Annotated in this window: 20 protein-coding genes; 14 read left to right on the top strand and 6 right to left on the bottom strand. The window is 65.9% G+C overall.

Annotation, left to right across the window (positions count from 1 at the left end; translation table 11 throughout):
* Positions 1-7: 7 nt before the first annotated feature.
* Positions 8-394 (bottom strand): PH domain-containing protein, encoded by a 387-nt coding sequence (locus VF168_02395; GenBank protein ID HEX7003019.1) that lies wholly within the window; start codon positions 392-394, stop codon positions 8-10.
* Positions 395-463: 69 nt separating this feature from the next.
* Entirely contained in the window at positions 464-1666 is a 1203-nt protein-coding gene (locus VF168_02390) for an MFS transporter (protein ID HEX7003018.1), read from the bottom strand.
* Between the two features lie 67 nt (positions 1667-1733).
* Between VF168_02390 and VF168_02385 the strand changes: the two genes are divergently transcribed.
* The 4 genes from VF168_02385 (at position 1734) to trpA (ending at position 5008) form a co-directional block, all read left to right on the top strand.
* Positions 1734-2393, top strand: coding sequence for a hypothetical protein (locus tag VF168_02385; GenBank protein ID HEX7003017.1), 660 nt, complete (start codon positions 1734-1736; stop codon positions 2391-2393).
* 286 nt (positions 2394-2679) lie between these two features.
* Positions 2680-2826, top strand: coding sequence for a hypothetical protein (locus tag VF168_02380; GenBank protein HEX7003016.1), 147 nt, complete (start codon positions 2680-2682; stop codon positions 2824-2826).
* 182 nt (positions 2827-3008) lie between these two features.
* Complete coding sequence (gene trpB / locus VF168_02375; GenBank protein ID HEX7003015.1) at positions 3009-4232, top strand: tryptophan synthase subunit beta; 1224 nt, start codon at positions 3009-3011, stop codon at positions 4230-4232.
* Positions 4229-5008 carry a tryptophan synthase subunit alpha gene (gene trpA / locus VF168_02370; protein HEX7003014.1) on the top strand — a complete coding sequence of 260 codons (780 nt, stop codon included), beginning with the start codon at positions 4229-4231 and terminating at the stop codon, positions 5006-5008. Before trpB ends, trpA begins: the two co-directional genes overlap by 4 nt.
* Positions 5009-5056: 48 nt before the next feature.
* Here trpA and VF168_02365 read toward each other — a convergent pair whose 3' ends face one another.
* The gene (locus tag VF168_02365; protein HEX7003013.1) at positions 5057-5698 is read right to left on the bottom strand and encodes a septal ring lytic transglycosylase RlpA family protein; all 642 of its coding nucleotides are present in this window, start codon (positions 5696-5698) and stop codon (positions 5057-5059) included.
* Between the two features lie 54 nt (positions 5699-5752).
* Positions 5753-5944, bottom strand: coding sequence for a hypothetical protein (locus VF168_02360; protein HEX7003012.1), 192 nt, complete (start codon positions 5942-5944; stop codon positions 5753-5755).
* 168 nt (positions 5945-6112) lie between these two features.
* Here VF168_02360 and VF168_02355 point away from each other — a divergent pair, with 168 nt between their 5' ends.
* Entirely contained in the window at positions 6113-6895 is a 783-nt protein-coding gene (locus VF168_02355) for a TatD family hydrolase (GenBank protein HEX7003011.1), read from the top strand.
* A gap of 51 nt (positions 6896-6946) precedes the next feature.
* Here VF168_02355 and VF168_02350 read toward each other — a convergent pair whose 3' ends face one another.
* Positions 6947-7441, bottom strand: a complete 495-nt coding sequence (locus VF168_02350; protein ID HEX7003010.1) for a DUF4258 domain-containing protein — start codon at positions 7439-7441, stop codon at positions 6947-6949.
* A 206-nt stretch (positions 7442-7647) separates the two neighbouring features.
* Here VF168_02350 and VF168_02345 point away from each other — a divergent pair, with 206 nt between their 5' ends.
* From VF168_02345 to VF168_02330, 4 genes are all read left to right on the top strand, one after another.
* On the top strand, positions 7648-8547 hold the full coding sequence (locus tag VF168_02345; protein ID HEX7003009.1) for an alpha/beta hydrolase: 900 nt from the start codon (positions 7648-7650) through the stop codon (positions 8545-8547).
* A gap of 88 nt (positions 8548-8635) precedes the next feature.
* A complete protein-coding gene (locus VF168_02340; protein HEX7003008.1) occupies positions 8636-9136 on the top strand; it encodes a YqeG family HAD IIIA-type phosphatase in 501 nt (166 codons plus the stop codon).
* Entirely contained in the window at positions 9114-11771 is a 2658-nt protein-coding gene (locus VF168_02335) for an ATPase, T2SS/T4P/T4SS family (GenBank protein ID HEX7003007.1), read from the top strand. The genes VF168_02340 and VF168_02335 overlap by 23 nt, the downstream gene beginning before the upstream one ends.
* Positions 11772-11788: 17 nt before the next feature.
* Positions 11789-13054, top strand: a complete 1266-nt coding sequence (locus tag VF168_02330) for a type IV pilus twitching motility protein PilT (GenBank protein HEX7003006.1) — start codon at positions 11789-11791, stop codon at positions 13052-13054.
* A gap of 77 nt (positions 13055-13131) precedes the next feature.
* On the opposite strand, the gene VF168_02325 is transcribed toward VF168_02330, so the two are convergent.
* Entirely contained in the window at positions 13132-13452 is a 321-nt protein-coding gene (locus tag VF168_02325) for a hypothetical protein (protein ID HEX7003005.1), read from the bottom strand.
* A gap of 436 nt (positions 13453-13888) precedes the next feature.
* On the opposite strand from VF168_02325, the gene VF168_02320 reads away from it, so the two are divergent.
* From VF168_02320 to leuB, 5 genes are all read left to right on the top strand, one after another.
* Positions 13889-14437 carry a dihydrofolate reductase family protein gene (locus VF168_02320; protein HEX7003004.1) on the top strand — a complete coding sequence of 183 codons (549 nt, stop codon included), beginning with the start codon at positions 13889-13891 and terminating at the stop codon, positions 14435-14437.
* Positions 14438-14696: 259 nt separating this feature from the next.
* Positions 14697-16142: a 3-isopropylmalate dehydratase large subunit gene (leuC, locus tag VF168_02315; protein ID HEX7003003.1), complete on the top strand. Its 1446-nt coding sequence runs from the start codon at positions 14697-14699 to the stop codon at positions 16140-16142.
* A gap of 1 nt (position 16143) precedes the next feature.
* A complete protein-coding gene (locus tag VF168_02310; GenBank protein ID HEX7003002.1) occupies positions 16144-16755 on the top strand; it encodes a class I SAM-dependent methyltransferase in 612 nt (203 codons plus the stop codon).
* Positions 16756-17364: a 3-isopropylmalate dehydratase small subunit gene (gene leuD / locus VF168_02305; GenBank protein ID HEX7003001.1), complete on the top strand. Its 609-nt coding sequence runs from the start codon at positions 16756-16758 to the stop codon at positions 17362-17364.
* On the top strand, positions 17361-18443 hold the full coding sequence (gene leuB, locus VF168_02300; protein HEX7003000.1) for a 3-isopropylmalate dehydrogenase: 1083 nt from the start codon (positions 17361-17363) through the stop codon (positions 18441-18443). The genes leuD and leuB overlap by 4 nt, the downstream gene beginning before the upstream one ends.
* Positions 18444-18453 lie beyond the last annotated feature (10 nt).

Below are 18453 nucleotides of genomic sequence, written 5' to 3'. Positions count from 1 at the left end.
CCTCAGGCTACCCCTTCAGCACGTAACTGCTCAGTATCCGGTAGACGTCGTGAACGTTCCTGTCCTTCCGGAACTCGAAAGTCATCGGGGAGCCCTCGCCGCGCAGCCAGAGCCTGATCTCGGCGTCCATGTCGAAACGGCCGGCCGTCTCCTTGGAGAAGCGGGTGATGCTGCCGTACGGGACCGAGACGTACTCCCGTTTCTTCCCCGTGAGACCCTGCTTGTCCACTAGCACAAGCCGCAGGTTGGTGAACACGATCAGGTCGCGGAGGACCCGATAGGCATGCTCTATCGCCTCACCTTCGACCAGCAGCGTCGAGAACTCCTGCTCCAGCCTCTCGACGTCGACTTCCGAAGCGTGCCCCAGTAGTCCACTGAGTATTCCCACGGTCACCTGCCTTTCTCGCCGTACCGGCCCGTCTGCTCGGCCGAGCACCGAACCGCCCTCCAACGCCAGATCCGGTTAATCGAGACGCCTGATGGCGGGAACCGCCAGGCCGACGAGCACGAGCGCGACGGTGAGCGTACCGCATGTGAACAGCACGACGGCCGGGCCGTACGCCTGCACAGCTCGACCGAGGAGCAGGTATCCGAGAGGCAGGAGCGCGAACGACCCGAGCATGTCGATACTTATCACCCGGCCCAGCATTTGGGCCGGCACCAGCTCCTGAACGGTAGACTCCCAGATCACACCGAAGAGGATCAGGCTCGCCCCCAGCAGGAACATCGAGGTAAGCCCCACGGTCATAGTAGGAACCAGGGCGAACGACAGCAGGCAGAACCCGGAGACAGCAACGCCCAGGTAGGCCGTGAGGCCCCGCCGCCGGCGTAGTCCCAGCTGGCCCAGGAGCAGCGATCCACCGAGAGCGCCGCCGGCCATCGCAGCGAGCAGCCAACCCAAAGCGGCTGCACCGCCGAGCGACGACTCGGCGACTACCGGTAGGACCACGGCTATCGAGCCGGCCATGAACACGTTGACGGAGGCGAAGATGAGGATGGTCAGCCAGAGCCAGGTGCTTCCCAGAACGTAGTCGAAACCAGCCAGGAACTCTTGCCGGAAGGCGAACGGTTCATGGACGTCGGGATCAGTCGGAGGAGCGCCCGGTAGTGTGAAGAGCAGTGCCACCCCGACCACGAAAGTGAGAAGGTCGAAGCCGAGTGCGAAAGCGACGCCGCCCGAGGCCACGAGAACCCCACCTATCGGGGGACCGAGCACCCCGGCCATCTCCTGCGAGAACGCCCTCAGGCTGTTCCCCGAGGCCAACTCCTCCTTCGGTAGGAGTTCCGGCACGATGGAGAACGACGCGGGTTGGAAGAAGGCGCTGGCGAAGCCGAAGAGCCCTGCCATCAGATGCACTTCGAGGAGGGTCGGTGTTCCTGTCGCCAGCCGGACGACGACGACCGCTAGGACAGCCAGGCGTAGAAGGTCAGCGAGGATCATGAGCTGCCGGCGCGGTAGCCGATCCACCGCCAAGCCGCCTACCAGGAGGAACAGGAGCTGCGGGACCGAGAAGGCGGTGAAAGCGGTACCGAGATCACCCGCGTCGCCCCCTAGCTCGAATATCAGGAACGGGAGAGCCAGTGCATAAACGCGATTGCCGACGCTGGAAATGGATTGGCTAAGGAAGTAGCGGAGGAAGGGTCCGTAATGAAACGGGCGAAGCACTCCAACTCCCTTCGCCCGGTTCGGTCGATTCGCATCCATGACTGACTGTCGCGCTACCCTGCTTGATATGGAAGAGCTGGATGCAAACAGGGTGATGATCGTGCGCGACCCGCGCGCCGCCGTCCTCCTCAGGGAGCCTGCGACGCTCTCGCAACTCTCGCCGTTCATCGACCAGGAACTGACTGTAACCGAAGTGGCAAGAATGCTCGATGTCCCAGTGAGCACGCAGTATAGGCGAGTACAGCGGTTCCTGCAGCTGGGCCTGCTCGAAGTCAGCGGCACTATCCGGCGGATCGGCAAGCCGCTGAAGCTCTACCGTAGCGCCGCTCGAAGCTTCTTCATCCCTCATGCGGTGGCGGAAGGACCGGAAACCTGGAGCGGCCAGTGGAACCGGTACTGGGACGAAGAGTTCGACAAGGGGATGCTCGAGGCATGGTCGGACTGGTACCCGAACTGGGGGCACCAGGTATGGCGTGACGAGGCCGGAGTACTAAACGTAGGACTGGCCCGCCGACCGTTCGAACTCGTGGACCCGTTGGCCAGTGCCTCCCCCGCCATTCTCTCGGCCTCGCACGATGCCCTCTACCTGAACTTCGAGGACGCCAAGGCGATGCAGAGCGAACTCGACGCGATCTGGCGGAAGTACGCCTCACTGGGCGGGAGCCAGCGCTATCTCGCCCGGATCCAACTGGTCCCGGCGCGCGGCGGAGCACGGACCATCCGGTGATCGCCGCGGCGCCTTGAGACAACTGTCATCGATCGGATGCGACACCTGGTTCTATCGGCACATGCACGCCTGCCTTATCCTCTTTCACATCGGGGGCAGCGGAACCACCGACAGAGGGAAGGCCGGCACGGGGGCGCCGGCCTTCTTCTCTTTGGCGCCACCGGCACGGCATCAGATGGTTTGCTGAGGTCGTGACTCGCTACACCGACCAGAACTACCTGCTCACCAGTCAGTACCGGGACTCCTCCCGACTGGAGGCCCGCATCGCCCTACACCAGAGGTACTGGTGCGCTACATCCTCTCGGCGCTCGCCCTCGACTCCGAGCAGGAGGAACGGCTGGCCGAGGTCCGAGGTCTGATCCAGCAACGGATAGATCGCGAAGGGCGGGTTCGGATCACCAAGAGCACGGGCCTCATCATCGCCTCGGCCTGAGCTACGCCGAGTTGCTGCTACAATCTGCCCATGCGTTCTCGGCCGCGCTACCGTACGCCGCGCAGCTTCAAGTGGCATCATCAGCGCTGGTGGCGCCTGGGCTGACCGGTTCGGCGGCCCAGGCCGGCCTGTTGCCGGCCCATATACCGAGTAACCCCATTCGACAACTCCCTGGAGGCCAGATGACCTTCACTTTCCCGACGCCAGACCGGCGCGGCCGCTTCGGCATCTACGGCGGCCGCTACGTGCCAGAAACCCTCATTCCCGCACTGGACGAGCTGGAGGGGGCCTACCGCGAAGCCATGGCCGACCCGGCCTTCCGGGTACAGCTGGACGGCTACCTCGAGAGCTACGTGGGCCGTCCGAGCCTGCTCACTCGCGCTGACAACCTGGGTCGCGAAGCCGGCGGCGCCCGGATATACCTCAAGCGCGAGGACCTCAACCACACGGGTGCACACAAGATCAACAACACCGTCGGGCAGGCCCTGCTCGCCAGGCGGATGGGCAAGAAGCGGGTGATCGCCGAGACCGGGGCAGGCCAGCACGGCGTCGCCACCGCTACCGCGGCCGCCCTGTTCGGTCTCGAGTGCATCGTCTACATGGGCGAGGAGGACGTCCGCCGTCAGGCGCTCAACGTCTTCCGCATGGAGCTGCTGGGGGCAAAGGTACGTCCCGTTGCGAGCGGCACCCGCACCCTCAAGGACGCCACCAACGAGGCGATCCGCGACTGGGTCACCAACGTTCGCGACACCTTCTACATCATCGGCTCGGTGGTTGGTCCCCACCCCTATCCGATGATCGTCCGCGACCTGCAGAGCGTGATCGGCTTCGAGGCGATGGAGCAGCTCGAAGAACAGGAGGGACGACGTGCCCCGGACGCAGTCGTCGCCTGCGTCGGGGGCGGTTCCAACGCGATCGGGCTCTTCGCGCCCTACGCCTACCTCCCTTCAGGGGAGCGGCCTCGGCTGGTCGGGGTCGAAGCGGCCGGTCACGGGATCGCCAGCGGCTCCCACGCGGCCTCGATCAGCTTCGGCAAGAGGGGCGTGCTCCACGGTGCGCTGATGTACCTCCTGTCTGACGACAACGGCCAGATAATGCCGGCTCACAGCATCTCGGCCGGTCTCGACTACCCTGGCGTGGGGCCCGAGCACAGCTACTTCAAGGATGCCGGGCTTGCCGAGTACGTCGCTGTCGACGACACCGCAGCGCTGCAGGCGTTCCAGCTGCTGGCGCGGGCCGAGGGGATCATCCCCGCCCTCGAGAGCGCTCACGCGGTGGCCCACGCCCTCACCCTCGGCCGTGAGCTGGGTGCCGGCTCGGTCGTACTGGTCAACCTCTCCGGCCGCGGCGACAAGGACGTCAACGAGGCGCGCCGGCTGCTGGAACGTACCGAGGTGCCGTCGTGAGCCGGATCTCGGAGGCTTTCGCTACAGCGAGCAGCGAGAACCGGGCGGCGTTCGTGCCCTACCTGACGGCCGGCTTCCCCGACGACCAGCGGTTCCTCGCCGCGGCCCGCGAACTGCTCGAGGTCGCCGACCTGCTCGAGGTCGGCCTCCCCTACTCCGACCCGCTCGGCGACGGACCCACCATCCAGCGCTCCTCCCAGCTGGCGCTCGAAGCCGGCGTGACACCCGCGCGAACCCTCGAACTGGTCTCGAACCTGAGAGCCGGGACCGAGAAGCCGCTGCTCGTGATGACCTACTACAACCCGATCTACACCTACCCAGGGGGCGAATCGGCGTTCGTGAGAGAGCTGCGGGCGGCGGGCGCGGACGGCGTCATCCTCCCGGACCTTCCCCCGGAAGAGGCCGAGGGGCTGCTCCCCGTCGCGCGCGACGTGGGCCTCGACACGATCTTCCTGGTGGCGCCGACGTCGACGGAGGAGCGCCTCCGCAAGGTGACGGCGGCCTGCCGAGGTTTCGTCTACGCGGTCTCGGTCACCGGCGTCACCGGCGCTCGCGATTCCGTGGGGGCCGAGGTGCCCGAGCTGGTGCGGCGCGTGAAGCAGGTGAGCGAGATACCGGTGGCGGTGGGCTTCGGAGTCTCCAGCGGCGCAACTGCCAGGCCGGTAGCCCGGGCCGCCGATGGCGTCGTCGTGGGCTCGGCCCTGGTCAGGTTACTCGAGGAGGGAGGCTCGCCAGCGGGCCTTGCGAGGGAGATAGCCGCGGCATGTCGCAGGTGACCTAGCTAGGGAGATAGCCGCCGCCTGTCGCAGGCGACCGGGCTCGGTTTAGCGCCGGGCCTGCACGGTGACGCTGCTTCCCAGCTCCCTCGACAGTTCCGGAGAGACGAGTATCTCTGCCCCCGCCGAGGCAGGTATCTCGTTGCCCACCACGCGCACGAGGATTGGCCCGCTGGTGGCCGAGGAGAGGAGCAGGAGTTCACCCGGCTGAAAGCCGCGTGCGATGACGTCCCAGTGGGCGAGGGAAGGATCCGGGGCGGCAGGCAGTACCCCTCCGACGCCGCTGATCGGTTCGAGCCTCACCCGGGCGGTGCCGCTGCCTATCATGCCGATGCTTTCGGCCGCCGCCCTCGAGAGGTCGATTATCCGGCCACCGCTGAACGGTCCACGGTCGTTGATCCTCACCACGACGCTGCGGCCGTTGGCGAGGTTGGTGACCCTCAGGTGGGTGTTGAAGGGCAGGGTGCGGTGAGCGGCCGTCAGCTCGCTGGGGTCGAACACCTCGCCACTGGCGGTGAGCCGGCCGGCGAAGCCGGGGCCGTACCAGGAGGCTGTGCCTACACGAGTGAACTCGGGCAGTACCGCGGTCTCGAGAGCAGTCGGTGTTGCCTGACCGAGGGCGGGCAAATGCGGTGCGCAGGCCGCCAGCAGCGGCATGGTGACGAAGAAAAGCAGGTGGCGACGCAACATGGGGCATGCTACGTCGCCACCTGCATCTCCATTTGTGAAATCAGGCGCTGGGCGTCAGGCCCAGGTGCGCCTCGCCAGTTCCCTCTGACAGATCACGAACGCCTCGTACTCGTCGATGGTGGCCGAGCCGTCGTCGATCATGTCCTGGCACTTGCCCATCAGCTCGCCGAGCTGCTCGTTAGAAAGACTCGCTATGTACTCGAACGATTCGATCTCCTGGACCATCCTCGTGTTCCTCTCCGACATCCGGTCGCCGCTCGGGCTCCGGTCAGATCATCGTCTGTGAGGAAGGTAGCAAGGAGCCTCTTACTCGGTTCTTACCGACTTCTTACGGGATTCTCACTCTACGTCATGGTCCCGACCGGGTTTTCCAGGAGCCGTTTCGACACTGGATCGCCGGTATGCTGACCGCCTATGACGGACAGCCACTGCCACCTCGACTCGTGCGATGATCCCGCGGCCGCCGCCGATCCGAGCTTGGCGGCCCTCGTTACCGTCGGCACGTCGGTGGAGAGCAACGAACGCTCGTTGCGTCTCGCTGCCACCATCGCCAACGTCTGGGCGGCCGTCGGCATCCACCCGAACGACGCTGGTGACGCAGCCGACGAGGGAGTACGCGATCGAGTCGAAGAGCAGGCTCGTGGGCACAAAGTGGTAGCGGTAGGCGAAACCGGATTCGACACCCACTGGGACAGAGAGACGCTGGCAAGCCAACGTGCGGCGTTCGAGTGGCACGCCGGCCTGGCGATCGAACTCGATCTGCCGCTCATCCTCCACGTACGCGACAGGCAGGGGAGCGACGAGGCGTCGAGTGAGGCGAGTCGGGCGATCCGCGAGGCGGGTCACCGGCGCGGCGTCCTCCACTGCTGCAACGGGAACCAGCCACTGCTAGAGACGGCTCTGGAACTCGACTGGCTGGTCTCCTTCGCGGGCAACCTGACGTATCCGAGCGCCGAACCGCTACGGGAAGCGGCCAGGCTGGTGCCTCTCGACAGACTGATGGTCGAGACGGACAGCCCCTACCTGGCGCCGGCGCCCAAGCGAGGCAAGCGCAACCTCCCGACCTTCGTCAGACACACGGCGGAGCGGTTGGCCCAAGTGCGAGGCGAGACCCTGGAGCGGATCGAGGAGTGTACCGACGCCAACGCGCGGCGCTTCTACCGATTCGAAGGACGGAACACCAGCGCCGACCGGTAGCTGCCCGGCCGCCGTCAGGCGGCACGTCGGCCTCCAGGTGCGACCCCTCGTTCAGCCCGCGCCCGGACCCACCCAGCGGCTCGCCGGGATGTGCCGGTCGTAGCGGAGCGCCTCGGCCAAGCGCGTTCGCGACACCACCCGGTGCGGTTCCATGGGGATGAACGCCGTGACCACATCGACCCACCGTGGCGTGCTGTAGTCGAGGACCACGTGAAGCGGGATGTGGACCTCGGGACTGGGACGGATGAATCCGAGCACGAGCAACCTCTCGTCCTGCACGTAGCGCATCAACTCGCGCCCGTAGAAGACGGCCGCCAGGATGTCCTGCTCGGTGAAGCCTTCGCAGGTGGCGTGCTTGCTCGCGTGAGGACCTATCCGGTAGCGACCATCACGAACCAGCGGTTGCAGGTCGCTAAGAGTACGCTTCCGTAGACGCGTTCCTCCACGCTTGTCACCCCGCTTGGCGCCATCGGAGGCGCCCTGGTTGTGTCCGGATTGCTGGGCGGTGGGCTTGCACTGACGGGAATAACGCGTCAAATCGTCCATATCGCCTCCAGCTCGACCGCGAATAGAAGAAGGGCGCAAGGTATCGAAAGAAACCTCGCGCCCTTCTCAAGCGGCCATGTACGAAGGTACCACGGTGCGGCAGGAACCGGATGTGAGCAAGCAGGCAGTCGCCTGCACTGGGCCGGAGCGAAACCGGCCGCTTCGATTCTCCTTGTGACGGGCGAAGGGCGTGCATAGAGTACGTCATGGCATTCCTCGACACCCCCTATCACATCGAGCGGGAGGACGCCGACCTGTACGTCGAGCAGGTAGGCCCGGAAAGCGGTCCCCTCCTCTACTACCTCCACGGCGGCCCGGGCTACAACAGCTACTCGTTCAGAGACCTGATCGGCGACGATCTCGAGAGTTTCCGGATGATCTACGCCGACCAGCGGGGCGCGGGCCGCTCCTACGCCGGTCACGACTTCGAACTGGACGACTTGGCCGAGGACGTGGTCACCGTACTCGACGCGCTCGAACTGCCGGCTACCAGCCTGCTTGCCCACGGCTTCGGTGCGCTCATAGCCGCTCGCTTCGCCACCCGCTTCCCGGAGCGGCTCGAGCGGCTCCTCTTCGTCAACCCCTGGTTCTCGATGCCGCTGCTCGCCCGCGCTCTCCAGCGCGAGGCGGCGGTCGCCTCCCGGCAGACGGAACTGGCTCTGCCTCCCGAGGAGGCGTTGGCCGACCCGGAAGCGCTCGATGCCGAGGAACTGGTCGACCAGGCCTTCGAGTGGGTCGCCGCCAAGCAGCTGTTCGACCGGATGGAGTTCCCCGACCCCTCCAGTCGACTGCGCCTCGAGCACAGCGACAGCGAAGCCCTGCTGGGACCGCACGCTTCGGCGATGCCGGCAGCGCCCTGGAAGCTCGAAGTGTTGGATGAGCTCTCGGCCGTAGCGGCGCCAACCGTGGTGATGGCCTCTCGCGAGGACCGCACCAGCTATCCGGAGCAGGCCGAGGCCGGGCTGGAGCGGCTTCCGCACGCGCTCTTCAGCCTGCTCCCGGGAGGCCACTACCCGTGGATAGACGGCACCGATGCCTTCCTGTCGGTCCTCAGGGAGGGCATGTCGCTTCCGGTGGAGGAAGATGAGGAGCGCCGCCACCGGTAGCAGCGGCAGCTTTAGGGGCGCCAAAAACGCCGTCACGAACGTAAAAATTCCTATTTCCGACATGAGAGGGCAGTGATAGACTTTGCGAATGCTCACGCCAGATGTGGTCGTTTCGGTCGCTCACGACGCAACCCCCGAGTTGCTTGGCGGCTACGGGGTCAAGGCCGTGATGGTCGACCTCGACGACACCATCCTCGCGTCCAACGAAACCGAGTTGCCGGAGAGCGCTCGCGACTGGCTCGCCTCTCTCCGTGAAGCCGGCCTGCCGGTAGCGCTCCTCTCGAACGGCGCGCGCGAGCGCGTCGAGCGCTGCTGCCGGGAGTTGGACATCGAGGGTTTCCATCTGGCGGGCAAGCCGTTCTGGTGGGCCTTCAGGAGAGGGCTCAAGCGGCTCGGCTACGGCGCCAGCGAGACGGCCATGATCGGTGACCAGTTGTTCACCGACGTACTGGGGGCGAATCTCGCTGGCATGGTTTCGGTTCTGGTGCGGCCCCTTACGCCTGGGAAACTGCCGCATACACGCGCAGCTCGCTATCTCGAGCGGTGGATATTGCAGGGAGGTGGCCATGGCCGTCCTGTCGATCGGTGACAAGCGCCTAGGCGCGGTGTTGCTGGAACGCGGTTACGTCAACGACGAATCGCTTCAGCAAGCCATCGGCAAACACGCGGAGGTTGGCGGCCGACTGGCCGAGATCCTCGTAAACATCGGAGTCATCTCGGAACAGCGCATAGCGCGCGCCATCGAGGAGTCGATCGGCATCCCGCTGGTGGTGCTGCCCCGTGTCGACGTGATGCCGGAGGCGATCGCCAAGGTGCCCTCCGACCTCGCCTACGAGGTCGGAGCGGTTCCGTTCCGGCTGGAGGGGAACCGACTGAGGGTGGCGTTCGAGGACCCGCTCGACGCTCTCGCGATCGAAGAGGTCGAAGACGCCTCGGGTTGCATCGTCGAGCCGTACCAGGCGCTCCACAAGGAGATGCGCTGGGCGATGGCCACCTACTACCCGGAGTTGGGTCTCGTCCCGCCCGCCGACGTCGATGTGGACAGCGGCCAGCGGCTGGGCACCCTGGCCGTCGAACGGGGCCTGATCAGCGAGGAACAGCTGCAGGCGGCGATCAAGGAGGAGCAGCGCACTGGCGGCCTGCTCTCCCGCATCCTCATCGAGCAGCAGGCGCTCGGCGAACTCGATGTCGCCAAGCTGCAGGCCGAACAGCTGGAGATACCGTTCCTCGAGTCGCTCGACGGCTACCCGCCGAACCAGAACCTCGCCTCTACCCTGTTGCGCCTCGACGCTCTGCAGTTCAACGCGGTGCCGTTGGGCGAGGAGGACGACACGCTGGTGGTGGCGATTGCCGACCCGCGCCGCATCCCCGACATCGAGGACATCGTGCGTCGCAAGGTCAAGTTCGTCTCGGCGGCCGAGAGCGTGATCGTTGAGCGGGTCGAGCAGCTCTACGCCGACGATAAGGGCCGCCTGGGCGAGACCCTGCTGCGCGACCGCAAGCTCAAGCGCGACCAGCTGCGCCGGGCCCTGGAGGAGCAGAACAAGCTCGGCCGGGTGAAGCCGCTCGGCGAGATCCTCGTCGACCTCGGCTACGTGAAGGACGACGACATAGAGGACGCGCTTAGCCGCCAGCGTTCGGGCGGCGGACGGCTCGAGGACACCCTCGTCCAGTCGGGCAAGATCAGCCCCGAGATGCTGGCCCGCTCACTGGCGATGCAGCTGGGCTATGAGTTCATCGAGGAGAACAGCGTCACCGTCGACCCCTACGTCGTGACGATGGTCCCCGAGTCGACCGTACGCCGCTACAACGCCATGCCGATCAGGATCGACGGGAACATGCTGGTCGTGGCGATGAAGGACCCTCGCCACGTCTTCGCCCTCGACGACATCCGCCTGATCACAGGCAAGGAGATCCAGCCGGCGGTCGCCACCGAGGAGACGCTGACCAGGCTCGTCAACCGCTTCTATCGGAACGGTGACGACATGGACGAACTCGCCCGGGCGGTGATGGAAGAGGTCGGGGCGCGCGAGACCGAGGCAGAAGAAGTAAGCGCGATCGACGACAACGCGCTGGTGAAGATCGTCAACAACATCATCCGTGAAGCGGTGGTCTCCGACATCTCCGACATCCACATCGAGCCACGGCCCGACCAGGTGGTGGTGAGGGTGCGCAAGGACGGCTCGCTGCGCGAGTACATGACGATGCCCAAGGGAACCGCGCCCGCTCTCGCCGCTCGAGTGAAGATCATGGGTGGTCTCAACATCGCCGAGCGGCGCATGCCCCAGGACGGCCGCGTCCGCTTCAAGGACAAGAGCCTCGAAGTCGACCTGCGACTCTCGACCCTGCCCACCGTGTACGGCGAGAAAGCCGTGATGCGTATCCTCAAGAAGGCCTCGAGCATCCCCGAGATCGAGAACCTCGGCTTCCTCGAGCACAACTTCCAGCGTTTCGAGGACGTCATCCAGAAGCCGTACGGCATGTTCCTGATCACCGGCCCTACCGGTTCAGGTAAGTCGTTCACCACCTTCTCGATACTGAAGCGGATCGCCGTACCGGAGGTGAACGTCTCCACCGTCGAGGACCCGGTCGAGTACGAGATCCCGGGCATCAACCAGACTCAGGTGAACCCGAAGGCTGGCCTCGACTTCGCCCGGGCGTTGCGCTCCTTCCTGCGGCAGGACCCCGACATCATCATGGTCGGTGAGATCCGTGACCAGGAGACCGCCAAGATCTCCGTCGAAGCCGCTCTCACGGGTCACCTTCTCATCGCCACGCTGCACACCAACGACGCAGCCGGCGCCATAACCCGACTGGTCGAGATGGGCATCGAGCCGTTCAACGTCTCGGCGTCCCTCATCGGCGTGCTCGCGCAGCGATTGGTGCGCAAGGTGTGCAGCAACTGCAAGGTCGAGTACACCCCCGAACCCGAGGTCCTGCGGCGCATAGGACTGAGCGAAGCAGAGATAGATGGCAAGACCCTCTACCGAGGCGTGGGCTGCGAGAAGTGCAACGGCAGCGGCTACAACGGCCGCCACGGCATCCACGAACTGCTGGTGGTGGACGACGAGATCGAATCCGCCATCGTGCAGGAGAAGTCTTCCCTCGACATCAAGAACATCGCTACCGACCTGGGAATGAAGACCCTGCGTCAGGACGGCATCCTCAAGGCCTTCGAGGGGATAACCACCCTCGAGGAAGTGCTGGCCAGGACCTCCGACTGAGGAAGTAGGAACCGACGATGACAGACAACCTCAAACAGACTCAACTCCAGGCCGACATCGTCGACCTCCTGAAGATGGCAGTGGAGCGCCGGGCCTCGGACCTCATCATCACCGTGGGGCTGCCGCCCATGCTGCGGATCGACGGCGAGTGGCGTCCCACCGAGTTCGAGCCTCTCACCCCCAACATCACCCGCAAGCTGATGTACTCGATGATGGACGAGAAGAAGCAGCGGAACTTCGAGGAGCGCAAGGACCTCGACTTCTCGTTCAGCCTCTCGGGTCAGGGCCGCTTCCGGGTGAACGCCTTCCTCCAGCGCGGCTCGGTGGGTGGCGTGATGCGAACCATCTCGGAGACGGTGGTGCCCTTCGACAAGCTGGGCCTGCCGCAGTCGGTCGCCGACGTCGCCCGCATCCCCCGTGGCCTCGTGCTGGTCACCGGTCCCACCGGTTCCGGTAAGTCGACCACGCTCGCAACCATGATCGACGTCATCAACAGCGAATACAAGAAGCACATCGTCACGATCGAGGATCCGGTCGAGTTCTTCCACCACCACAAGAGTTCGATCGTCAACCAGCGCGAGATCGGCGAGGACACCCTGAGCTTCGAGAAGGCGCTGAGGAGCGTGCTGCGCCAGGCTCCAGATGTCATCCTCGTCGGCGAGATGCGAGACCACGAGACGATCGGCGCCGCCGTGACGGCGGCCGAGACCGGCCACCTGGTCATGGGCACGCTGCACACGAACTCGGCCCCCGAAGCTGTCGACCGTATCATCGACGTGTTCCCAGAAGCGCAGCAGGAGCAGGTTCGAGTTCAGCTCGCCAACAACCTGCAGGCCATCCTCACCCAACAGCTGGTGCCGCGCGCCGGGGGCGGACGCGTGCTCGCTTACGAGTTCATGCTCGCTACGCCTGCGGTTCGCAACCTGATCCGCGAGGGGAAGACGCACCAGATCCTCTCGCAGATCCAGATGGGCGGCCAGCTTGGCATGATCACCATGGACGCCCACCTCGCCGAACTCCACCTCAAGCGGGCCATCACCTTCGAGACCGGCATGTCACGCGCTGTCGATCAGAAGGAGTTCCAGCGGCTCGTGGAAACTGGCGGCATCTCCGGCAAGCCGGGCGGCGGCGCCGGCGGAGCAGGTGGCGTCGGCGGCTACGGCCGGGGCGCAAGCGCTCCCGGGCAACCCGCGGGGCGTCCCTCTGCCCCGGCTCAGGGGAACGGCGACGTGGGCCGGCCCAGCAGTCCGGTGCCGCCAGGCCGGACCGGCCGCGGGACCTGACCCCCGAGCGCAACCGATCCACTCGACGCCCTCCCTCATCGGGAGGGCGTTCACCTGTGGCGCGAGTCGCTCAGCTTTCAGCGCCTCGAGATCAGCCCCAGGAACCTCCAGCGCCGCAACGCCGGCAGAGGATCGACCCGCGTACGGCTCTTCGCCGCAACGACCTCCTGGAGACGCCTCAGCGGCAGGCCCGGATCGTCGAAGTCCGCCGCGGCGGCGATCCTCCGCCTGCTCCTGCGCAGCCACAGCAGGAGCGACCGCAAGGAGTGCGTCGCCCTCAGGCCGTCGTCGTTCGCTAACGCACGTCTCAACTCCGCCATCCGCTCGGCTTCCTGGTCGAGCGCCGAATGGCGCTCGCGATGCAGCCGGTGCAACAACTCCTCCGACAAACCGTTCATCCGATCCCAGCTCTCCTGCGCACCACTCGTCGCTCGGTGCCCACGGCCCGACGACAGTGGCGACCCACGACCTGCCCCAACTCCTGGTCGTCAAGTGGGGTGACTGATCCTCGGGTCCAGGCAGCCGGTACGATCGTCCGACCTCCTCGGTTCCTACCCGACGGTTCGCCCCCCGATAGACGTCCCCGCTCCCAGTCGCCGCACCGACCCTCCCCCCGCTTCCCTCCAGCCCCCGGTGATGGAGCCACGAGGACCGACAGCGACAGTGGAGGCGGCGCCACGGGAAGCTCAGAATTGGCCAGATATTGCTCCTTCGCCGAGCGATTGTCAATCAGTCGAGCGACCCTGGACCGGCAGGTCTCGAACTGCTAGGGGCAGGAGCCCTGGTTGGGTCGAGTAGCATGTCGAGGAGATCCGAAGACCGGAGGAGTGGCCCGTGCGCAAGCTGATCATGTGGAACTTGATGACGCTCGACGGCTTCTTCGAGGGGCCCGACCACGACCTCGGCTTCCACGAGTTCGCCTGGGGCGAGGAGATGGAGCAGTTCTCCATCGTTCAGCTACGGAGCGCCGGGGCCCTGCTCTTCGGTCGGCGCACCTACGAGCTCATGGCCAGCTACTGGCCCACGATCAACGACGAGAGCGCCGAGATCGCCAACCGCATGAACAGCCTGCCCAAGATCGTCGTCTCGCGAACGATGGAGAGAGTGCAGTGGAACAACACCCGGCTCATCCGCGAGAACGCTGTTGGCGAAATCGAGAGGCTGAAGCGCGAGCCCGGCAAGGATATCTACCTCTTCGGCAGCGCTGACCTTGCGGCCGGGCTCATGCCTCTCTTCGACGAGTTCCGGATCGGCGTCGCCCCACTCCTCCTCGGTGAAGGCACTCCCCTGTTCAAATCGAGCGCCGAGCGGACGGAACTGCAACTCGTCGACACTCGCCCTCTCGAGACGGGAGCGGTCATCCTCAGCTACCACCCCAAGTGACGCAGGAAGGCAGCGGGTGAGCCTGTGATCCACTTCCCGATGCCGGCTTCGTTGACGCTCCACTCCCGCCGCCGTATACTCCTCGCAATGCTCATACGGCGCCGACTCAGCGCGATCCAGGAACGGTTCAATACCTACCTATCCACAGCGAAGGGGTCGTCGTAGCCAGTTAGAACCTGACTAGCGAGTACGAACCCCTCGGACCCCATTCCGAGGGGCTTTTTCGTTTGCAAGAGAGCGTGTCCAGAAAGGTGAAGCAGTGACTAAATCAGCCTCCGAAAGACCGAAGAGCCTCTACCAGAAGGTGTGGGACGCCCACACCGTGCGCGAACTGCCGAACGGGCAGACCCAGCTGCTGATAGGCACCCACCTCATCCACGAAGTGACGAGCCCTCAGGCCTTCGGGATGCTGCGCGATCTGGGCTTGGACGTCGCGATGCCTCATCGCACCTTCGCGACCGTCGACCACATCGTTCCCACCGATGTGCGTGAGCAGCCGTTCGCCGACGCGCTGGCCGACGAGATGATCAACGAGCTCAAGAGCAACTGCGAACGTTACGGCATCACCTACTTCGACCTGTTCAGCGGGCGCCAGGGGATCGTCCACATGGTGGGGCCCGAGCAGGGCATCACCCAGCCGGGCACCACCATCGCCTGCGGCGACTCCCACACCAGCACCCATGGCGCCTTCGGCGCGATCGCCTTCGGCATCGGCACCTCGCAGGTGCGTGACGTCCTCGCCACCCAGACCCTCGCGATGAACGAGCTGAAGGTACGCCGGATCGAGGTCGACGGTGAGCTGCGGCCCGGCGTCTACGCGAAGGACGTCATCCTCCACATCATCCGCACCCTCGGCGTCAACGGCGGGCTCGGTTACGCCTACGAGTACGGTGGCGAGGTGTTCGACCGGATGTCGATGGAGGAGCGGATGACCGTCTGCAACATGTCTATCGAGGGCGGGGCACGCTGCGGCTACGTCAACCCCGACGAGACGACCTTCGAGTACCTGAAGGGCCGGCCCTACTCCCCCAAGGGGAGGGAGTGGGACGCAGCCGTCGAGCGGTGGCGGCACTTCGCCTCCGACCCGGGTTGCGACTACGACGACGTGGTGAGGATAAGGGCAGAGGATATCGCGCCTACGGTCACCTGGGGGATCAATCCGGGCCAGGCGATCGCGATCGACGAGCGGGTGCCTACGGTCGAAGACGCCCCGGAGGACGCCCGCGCCTCTATAACCGAGGCGCTGGAACACATGAAGCTCGAGCCTGGGGCCCCGATCGCCGGTACGAAGATCGATGTCGCCTTCCTGGGTTCGTGCACGAACGCGCGCCTCTCGGACCTGGTCGAGGCCGCTCGGTACCTGGAGGGCCGCCGGGTCCACCCGGGCGTGAAGGCGATCGTGGTGCCCGGTTCTCAGCTCGTGAAGGAGGAGTGCGAACGGCGCGGCATCGATCGCGTCTTCAGGGCCGCCGGCTTCGAGTGGCGGGAGGCCGGTTGTTCGATGTGCCTGGCGATGAACCCCGACAAACTGGTGGGAGACCAGCTCTGCGCCTCGTCGAGCAACCGCAACTTCAAGGGTCGTCAAGGCTCGCCAACCGGCCGCACGGTGCTCATGAGTCCCGTGATGGTGGCCGCCGCTGCCGTCACCGGCGTCATCTCCGACGCCCGCGAGGTTTTCGGGGTAGAACGCGGGGCGGTCGCCTGACGTGATCGAGGAGCTAGGAGCCGCGGGTGCGGCAGCGGTCCTCAGGAAAAGGACCAAGCTGCTCGGCTTCACGATGAGCTGCGACGACCTCACGGGCAGCCTGCTCAGGTCGCTGGCCGCCACCAAGCCGGGCGGCCGCCTGCTGGAGCTGGGCACCGGAGTTGGGGTAGGCAGCAGTTACCTGCTCGAGGGGATGGCTGCAGACGCCACCCTCGACACCGTCGACGTAGACCCCGACCTTACCGCGGTCGCACGAGAGATCTTGGGCAACGACCCGCGACTGAGCGTTCACACCGAGGACGCCTTCGCGTTCCTCGAGAGGATGGCCGGTACCACCTACGACCTGATCTTCGCCGACACCTGGGCCGGTAAGCTCGAACGAGCCGAACTCGCGCTCGATATGCTCGCCCCGGGCGGCATCTACCTGGCCGACGACATGCAGAACGCCTACCGTGTCCCCGATCCGGTTCCGGGCGTCGAGCCCGAGGTCCTGCAGCGCATCCCCGGCCAGTGGCGAGACCTGATGGCGCTTCTCGAAACGCGCAGCGACCTCGTAGTCACGACCCTCGACTGGTCCACCGGGATACTCATAGCTACCAGAAGGAGTAACTGAATGGCACTCGATCCTATAACCACCGTCGCAGGACGCGGGGTTCACGTACCCGGCGACGATATAGACACCGACCGGATCATCCCGGCCCGTTACCTCAAGTGCGTCACCTTCGATGACCTGGGTGAACACCTCTTCAAGGACGTGCGCTTCGACGAGGAGGGCAGGCCCAAGGGTCACCCGCTAGACGATCCTCGCTTCGCGGGCGCCTCCATCCTCCTCTCAGGCAACAACTTCGGCTGCGGTTCGAGTCGCGAGCATGCGCCGCAGTCGCTCTACCGCCACGGGATTCGGGCCATCATCGCCGAGAGCTTCGCGGAGATCTTCTTCGGCAACTGCACCACGCTGGGGCTCCCCTGCGTGGAGGCGCAGCGGGCCGACATCCGCCGGCTGGCGGAGGCGATCCAGGCCAAACCCGATCTCGAGATAACCGTGGACGTCGAAGCTCGCGAGGTTCGGGCCGACGGATTGGCGTTCGCCGTCCGCATCCCCGAGAGCGCCAGGAGCGCGCTCGTCGAGGGCCGCTGGGACCCGATCGCCGACCTGCTCGAGGGGCGAGGCGCCGTCGCGGAGACCGCCCAACGTCTCGCCTACCTGGAGGGCGGCAGATGAGCCGCAGGACGATCGCCGTCCTGCCGGGCGACTTCATCGGCCCGGAGGTCATCGACGCCTCGCTCGAGGCGCTCGACGCGGTAGCCGTCAGGCACGGCCTGGAGTTCGAGTACCAGCGGCTCCCGTTCGGAGGCGAGGCGCTCGACCGGTTCGGCGCATCTCTGCCCGAGCAGACCAAGGAGGCGGCGGTCGAGTGCGACGCGGTGCTGATGGGCGCGGCCGGCGGGCCGCAGGACCACCCCTGGAACCGGGTGCCGCGTGAGAAGCGGGTGGAGAGCGGCATCCTCGAACTGCGCAGGCTCCTTGGCGTCTACGCCAACCTGCGACCGGTCAAGGTCTTCCCCGGACTCGAGCACCTCTCCCCTCTCAAGCACGAGGTCGCGGCGGGCACCGACCTGCTCATCCTGCGCGAACTCACCGGGGGCATCTACTTCGGCAAGCCGTCACTCGTCGAGCGGGATCGCGGCGTTTCCACCATGGTCTACGAACGCTACGAGGTGGAGAGGATCGCCCGCGTCGCTTTCGAGACCGCGCGAGCGAAGGGTGGCAAGGTCACCAGCGTTGACAAGGCAAACGTGCTCGACGTCTCCCAGTTCTGGCGCGACGTGCTGCTGGGAGTTCATCAGAGCGAGTTCCCGGACGTGCCGCTCGACCACCTCTACGTCGACAACGCGGCCATGCAGATAGTCCGCGACCCGAGGCAGTTCGACGTCGTGGTGACCTCCAACCTCTTCGGCGACATCCTCTCGGACCTTGCGGCTGTCATCCCCGGGTCGCTCGGCCTGCTGCCTTCGGCCTCGCTGGGCGGCAAAATCGGACTCTTCGAACCGGTTCACGGCAGCGCTCCCGACATCGCCGGCAAGGGCGTCGCCAATCCGACCGCGGCCATGCTCTCGGCCGCGATGATGCTGCGCCACGGCCTGGCCGAGCAGTCGGCCGCCGACGAGCTGGAGGGCGCCGTGCAACGAGCCTTGGCCGACGATCCCACGCGCGACCTGGGCGGGAGCCGCGACACGGCCGCGTTCACCGCAGCCGTGGTTGCCGCGGTCCACGAGTCTCCCGCGCTGGCCGCCCGCTAGCCGAGGCACG

Source organism: Trueperaceae bacterium (assembly GCA_036381595.1).
Classification (GTDB): Bacteria; Deinococcota; Deinococci; order Deinococcales; family Trueperaceae; genus DASVCN01.
This window is presented reverse-complemented; position numbering and strand designations above follow the sequence as displayed.

Coding starts and splice junctions, on each gene's coding strand:
- VF168_02385 (HEX7003017.1), top strand. CDS start 1,734: ATGGAAGAGCTGGATGCAAACAGGGTGATGATCGTGCGCGACCCGCGC.
- trpB (HEX7003015.1), top strand. CDS start 3,009: ATGACCTTCACTTTCCCGACGCCAGACCGGCGCGGCCGCTTCGGCATC.
- VF168_02365 (HEX7003013.1), bottom strand. CDS start 5,698: ATGTTGCGTCGCCACCTGCTTTTCTTCGTCACCATGCCGCTGCTGGCG.
- VF168_02360 (HEX7003012.1), bottom strand. CDS start 5,944: ATGTCGGAGAGGAACACGAGGATGGTCCAGGAGATCGAATCGTTCGAG.
- VF168_02355 (HEX7003011.1), top strand. CDS start 6,113: ATGACGGACAGCCACTGCCACCTCGACTCGTGCGATGATCCCGCGGCC.
- VF168_02350 (HEX7003010.1), bottom strand. CDS start 7,441: ATGGACGATTTGACGCGTTATTCCCGTCAGTGCAAGCCCACCGCCCAG.
- VF168_02345 (HEX7003009.1), top strand. CDS start 7,648: ATGGCATTCCTCGACACCCCCTATCACATCGAGCGGGAGGACGCCGAC.
- VF168_02340 (HEX7003008.1), top strand. CDS start 8,636: ATGCTCACGCCAGATGTGGTCGTTTCGGTCGCTCACGACGCAACCCCC.
- VF168_02335 (HEX7003007.1), top strand. CDS start 9,114: ATGGCCGTCCTGTCGATCGGTGACAAGCGCCTAGGCGCGGTGTTGCTG.
- VF168_02330 (HEX7003006.1), top strand. CDS start 11,789: ATGACAGACAACCTCAAACAGACTCAACTCCAGGCCGACATCGTCGAC.
- VF168_02325 (HEX7003005.1), bottom strand. CDS start 13,452: ATGAACGGTTTGTCGGAGGAGTTGTTGCACCGGCTGCATCGCGAGCGC.
- leuD (HEX7003001.1), top strand. CDS start 16,756: ATGGCACTCGATCCTATAACCACCGTCGCAGGACGCGGGGTTCACGTA.
- leuB (HEX7003000.1), top strand. CDS start 17,361: ATGAGCCGCAGGACGATCGCCGTCCTGCCGGGCGACTTCATCGGCCCG.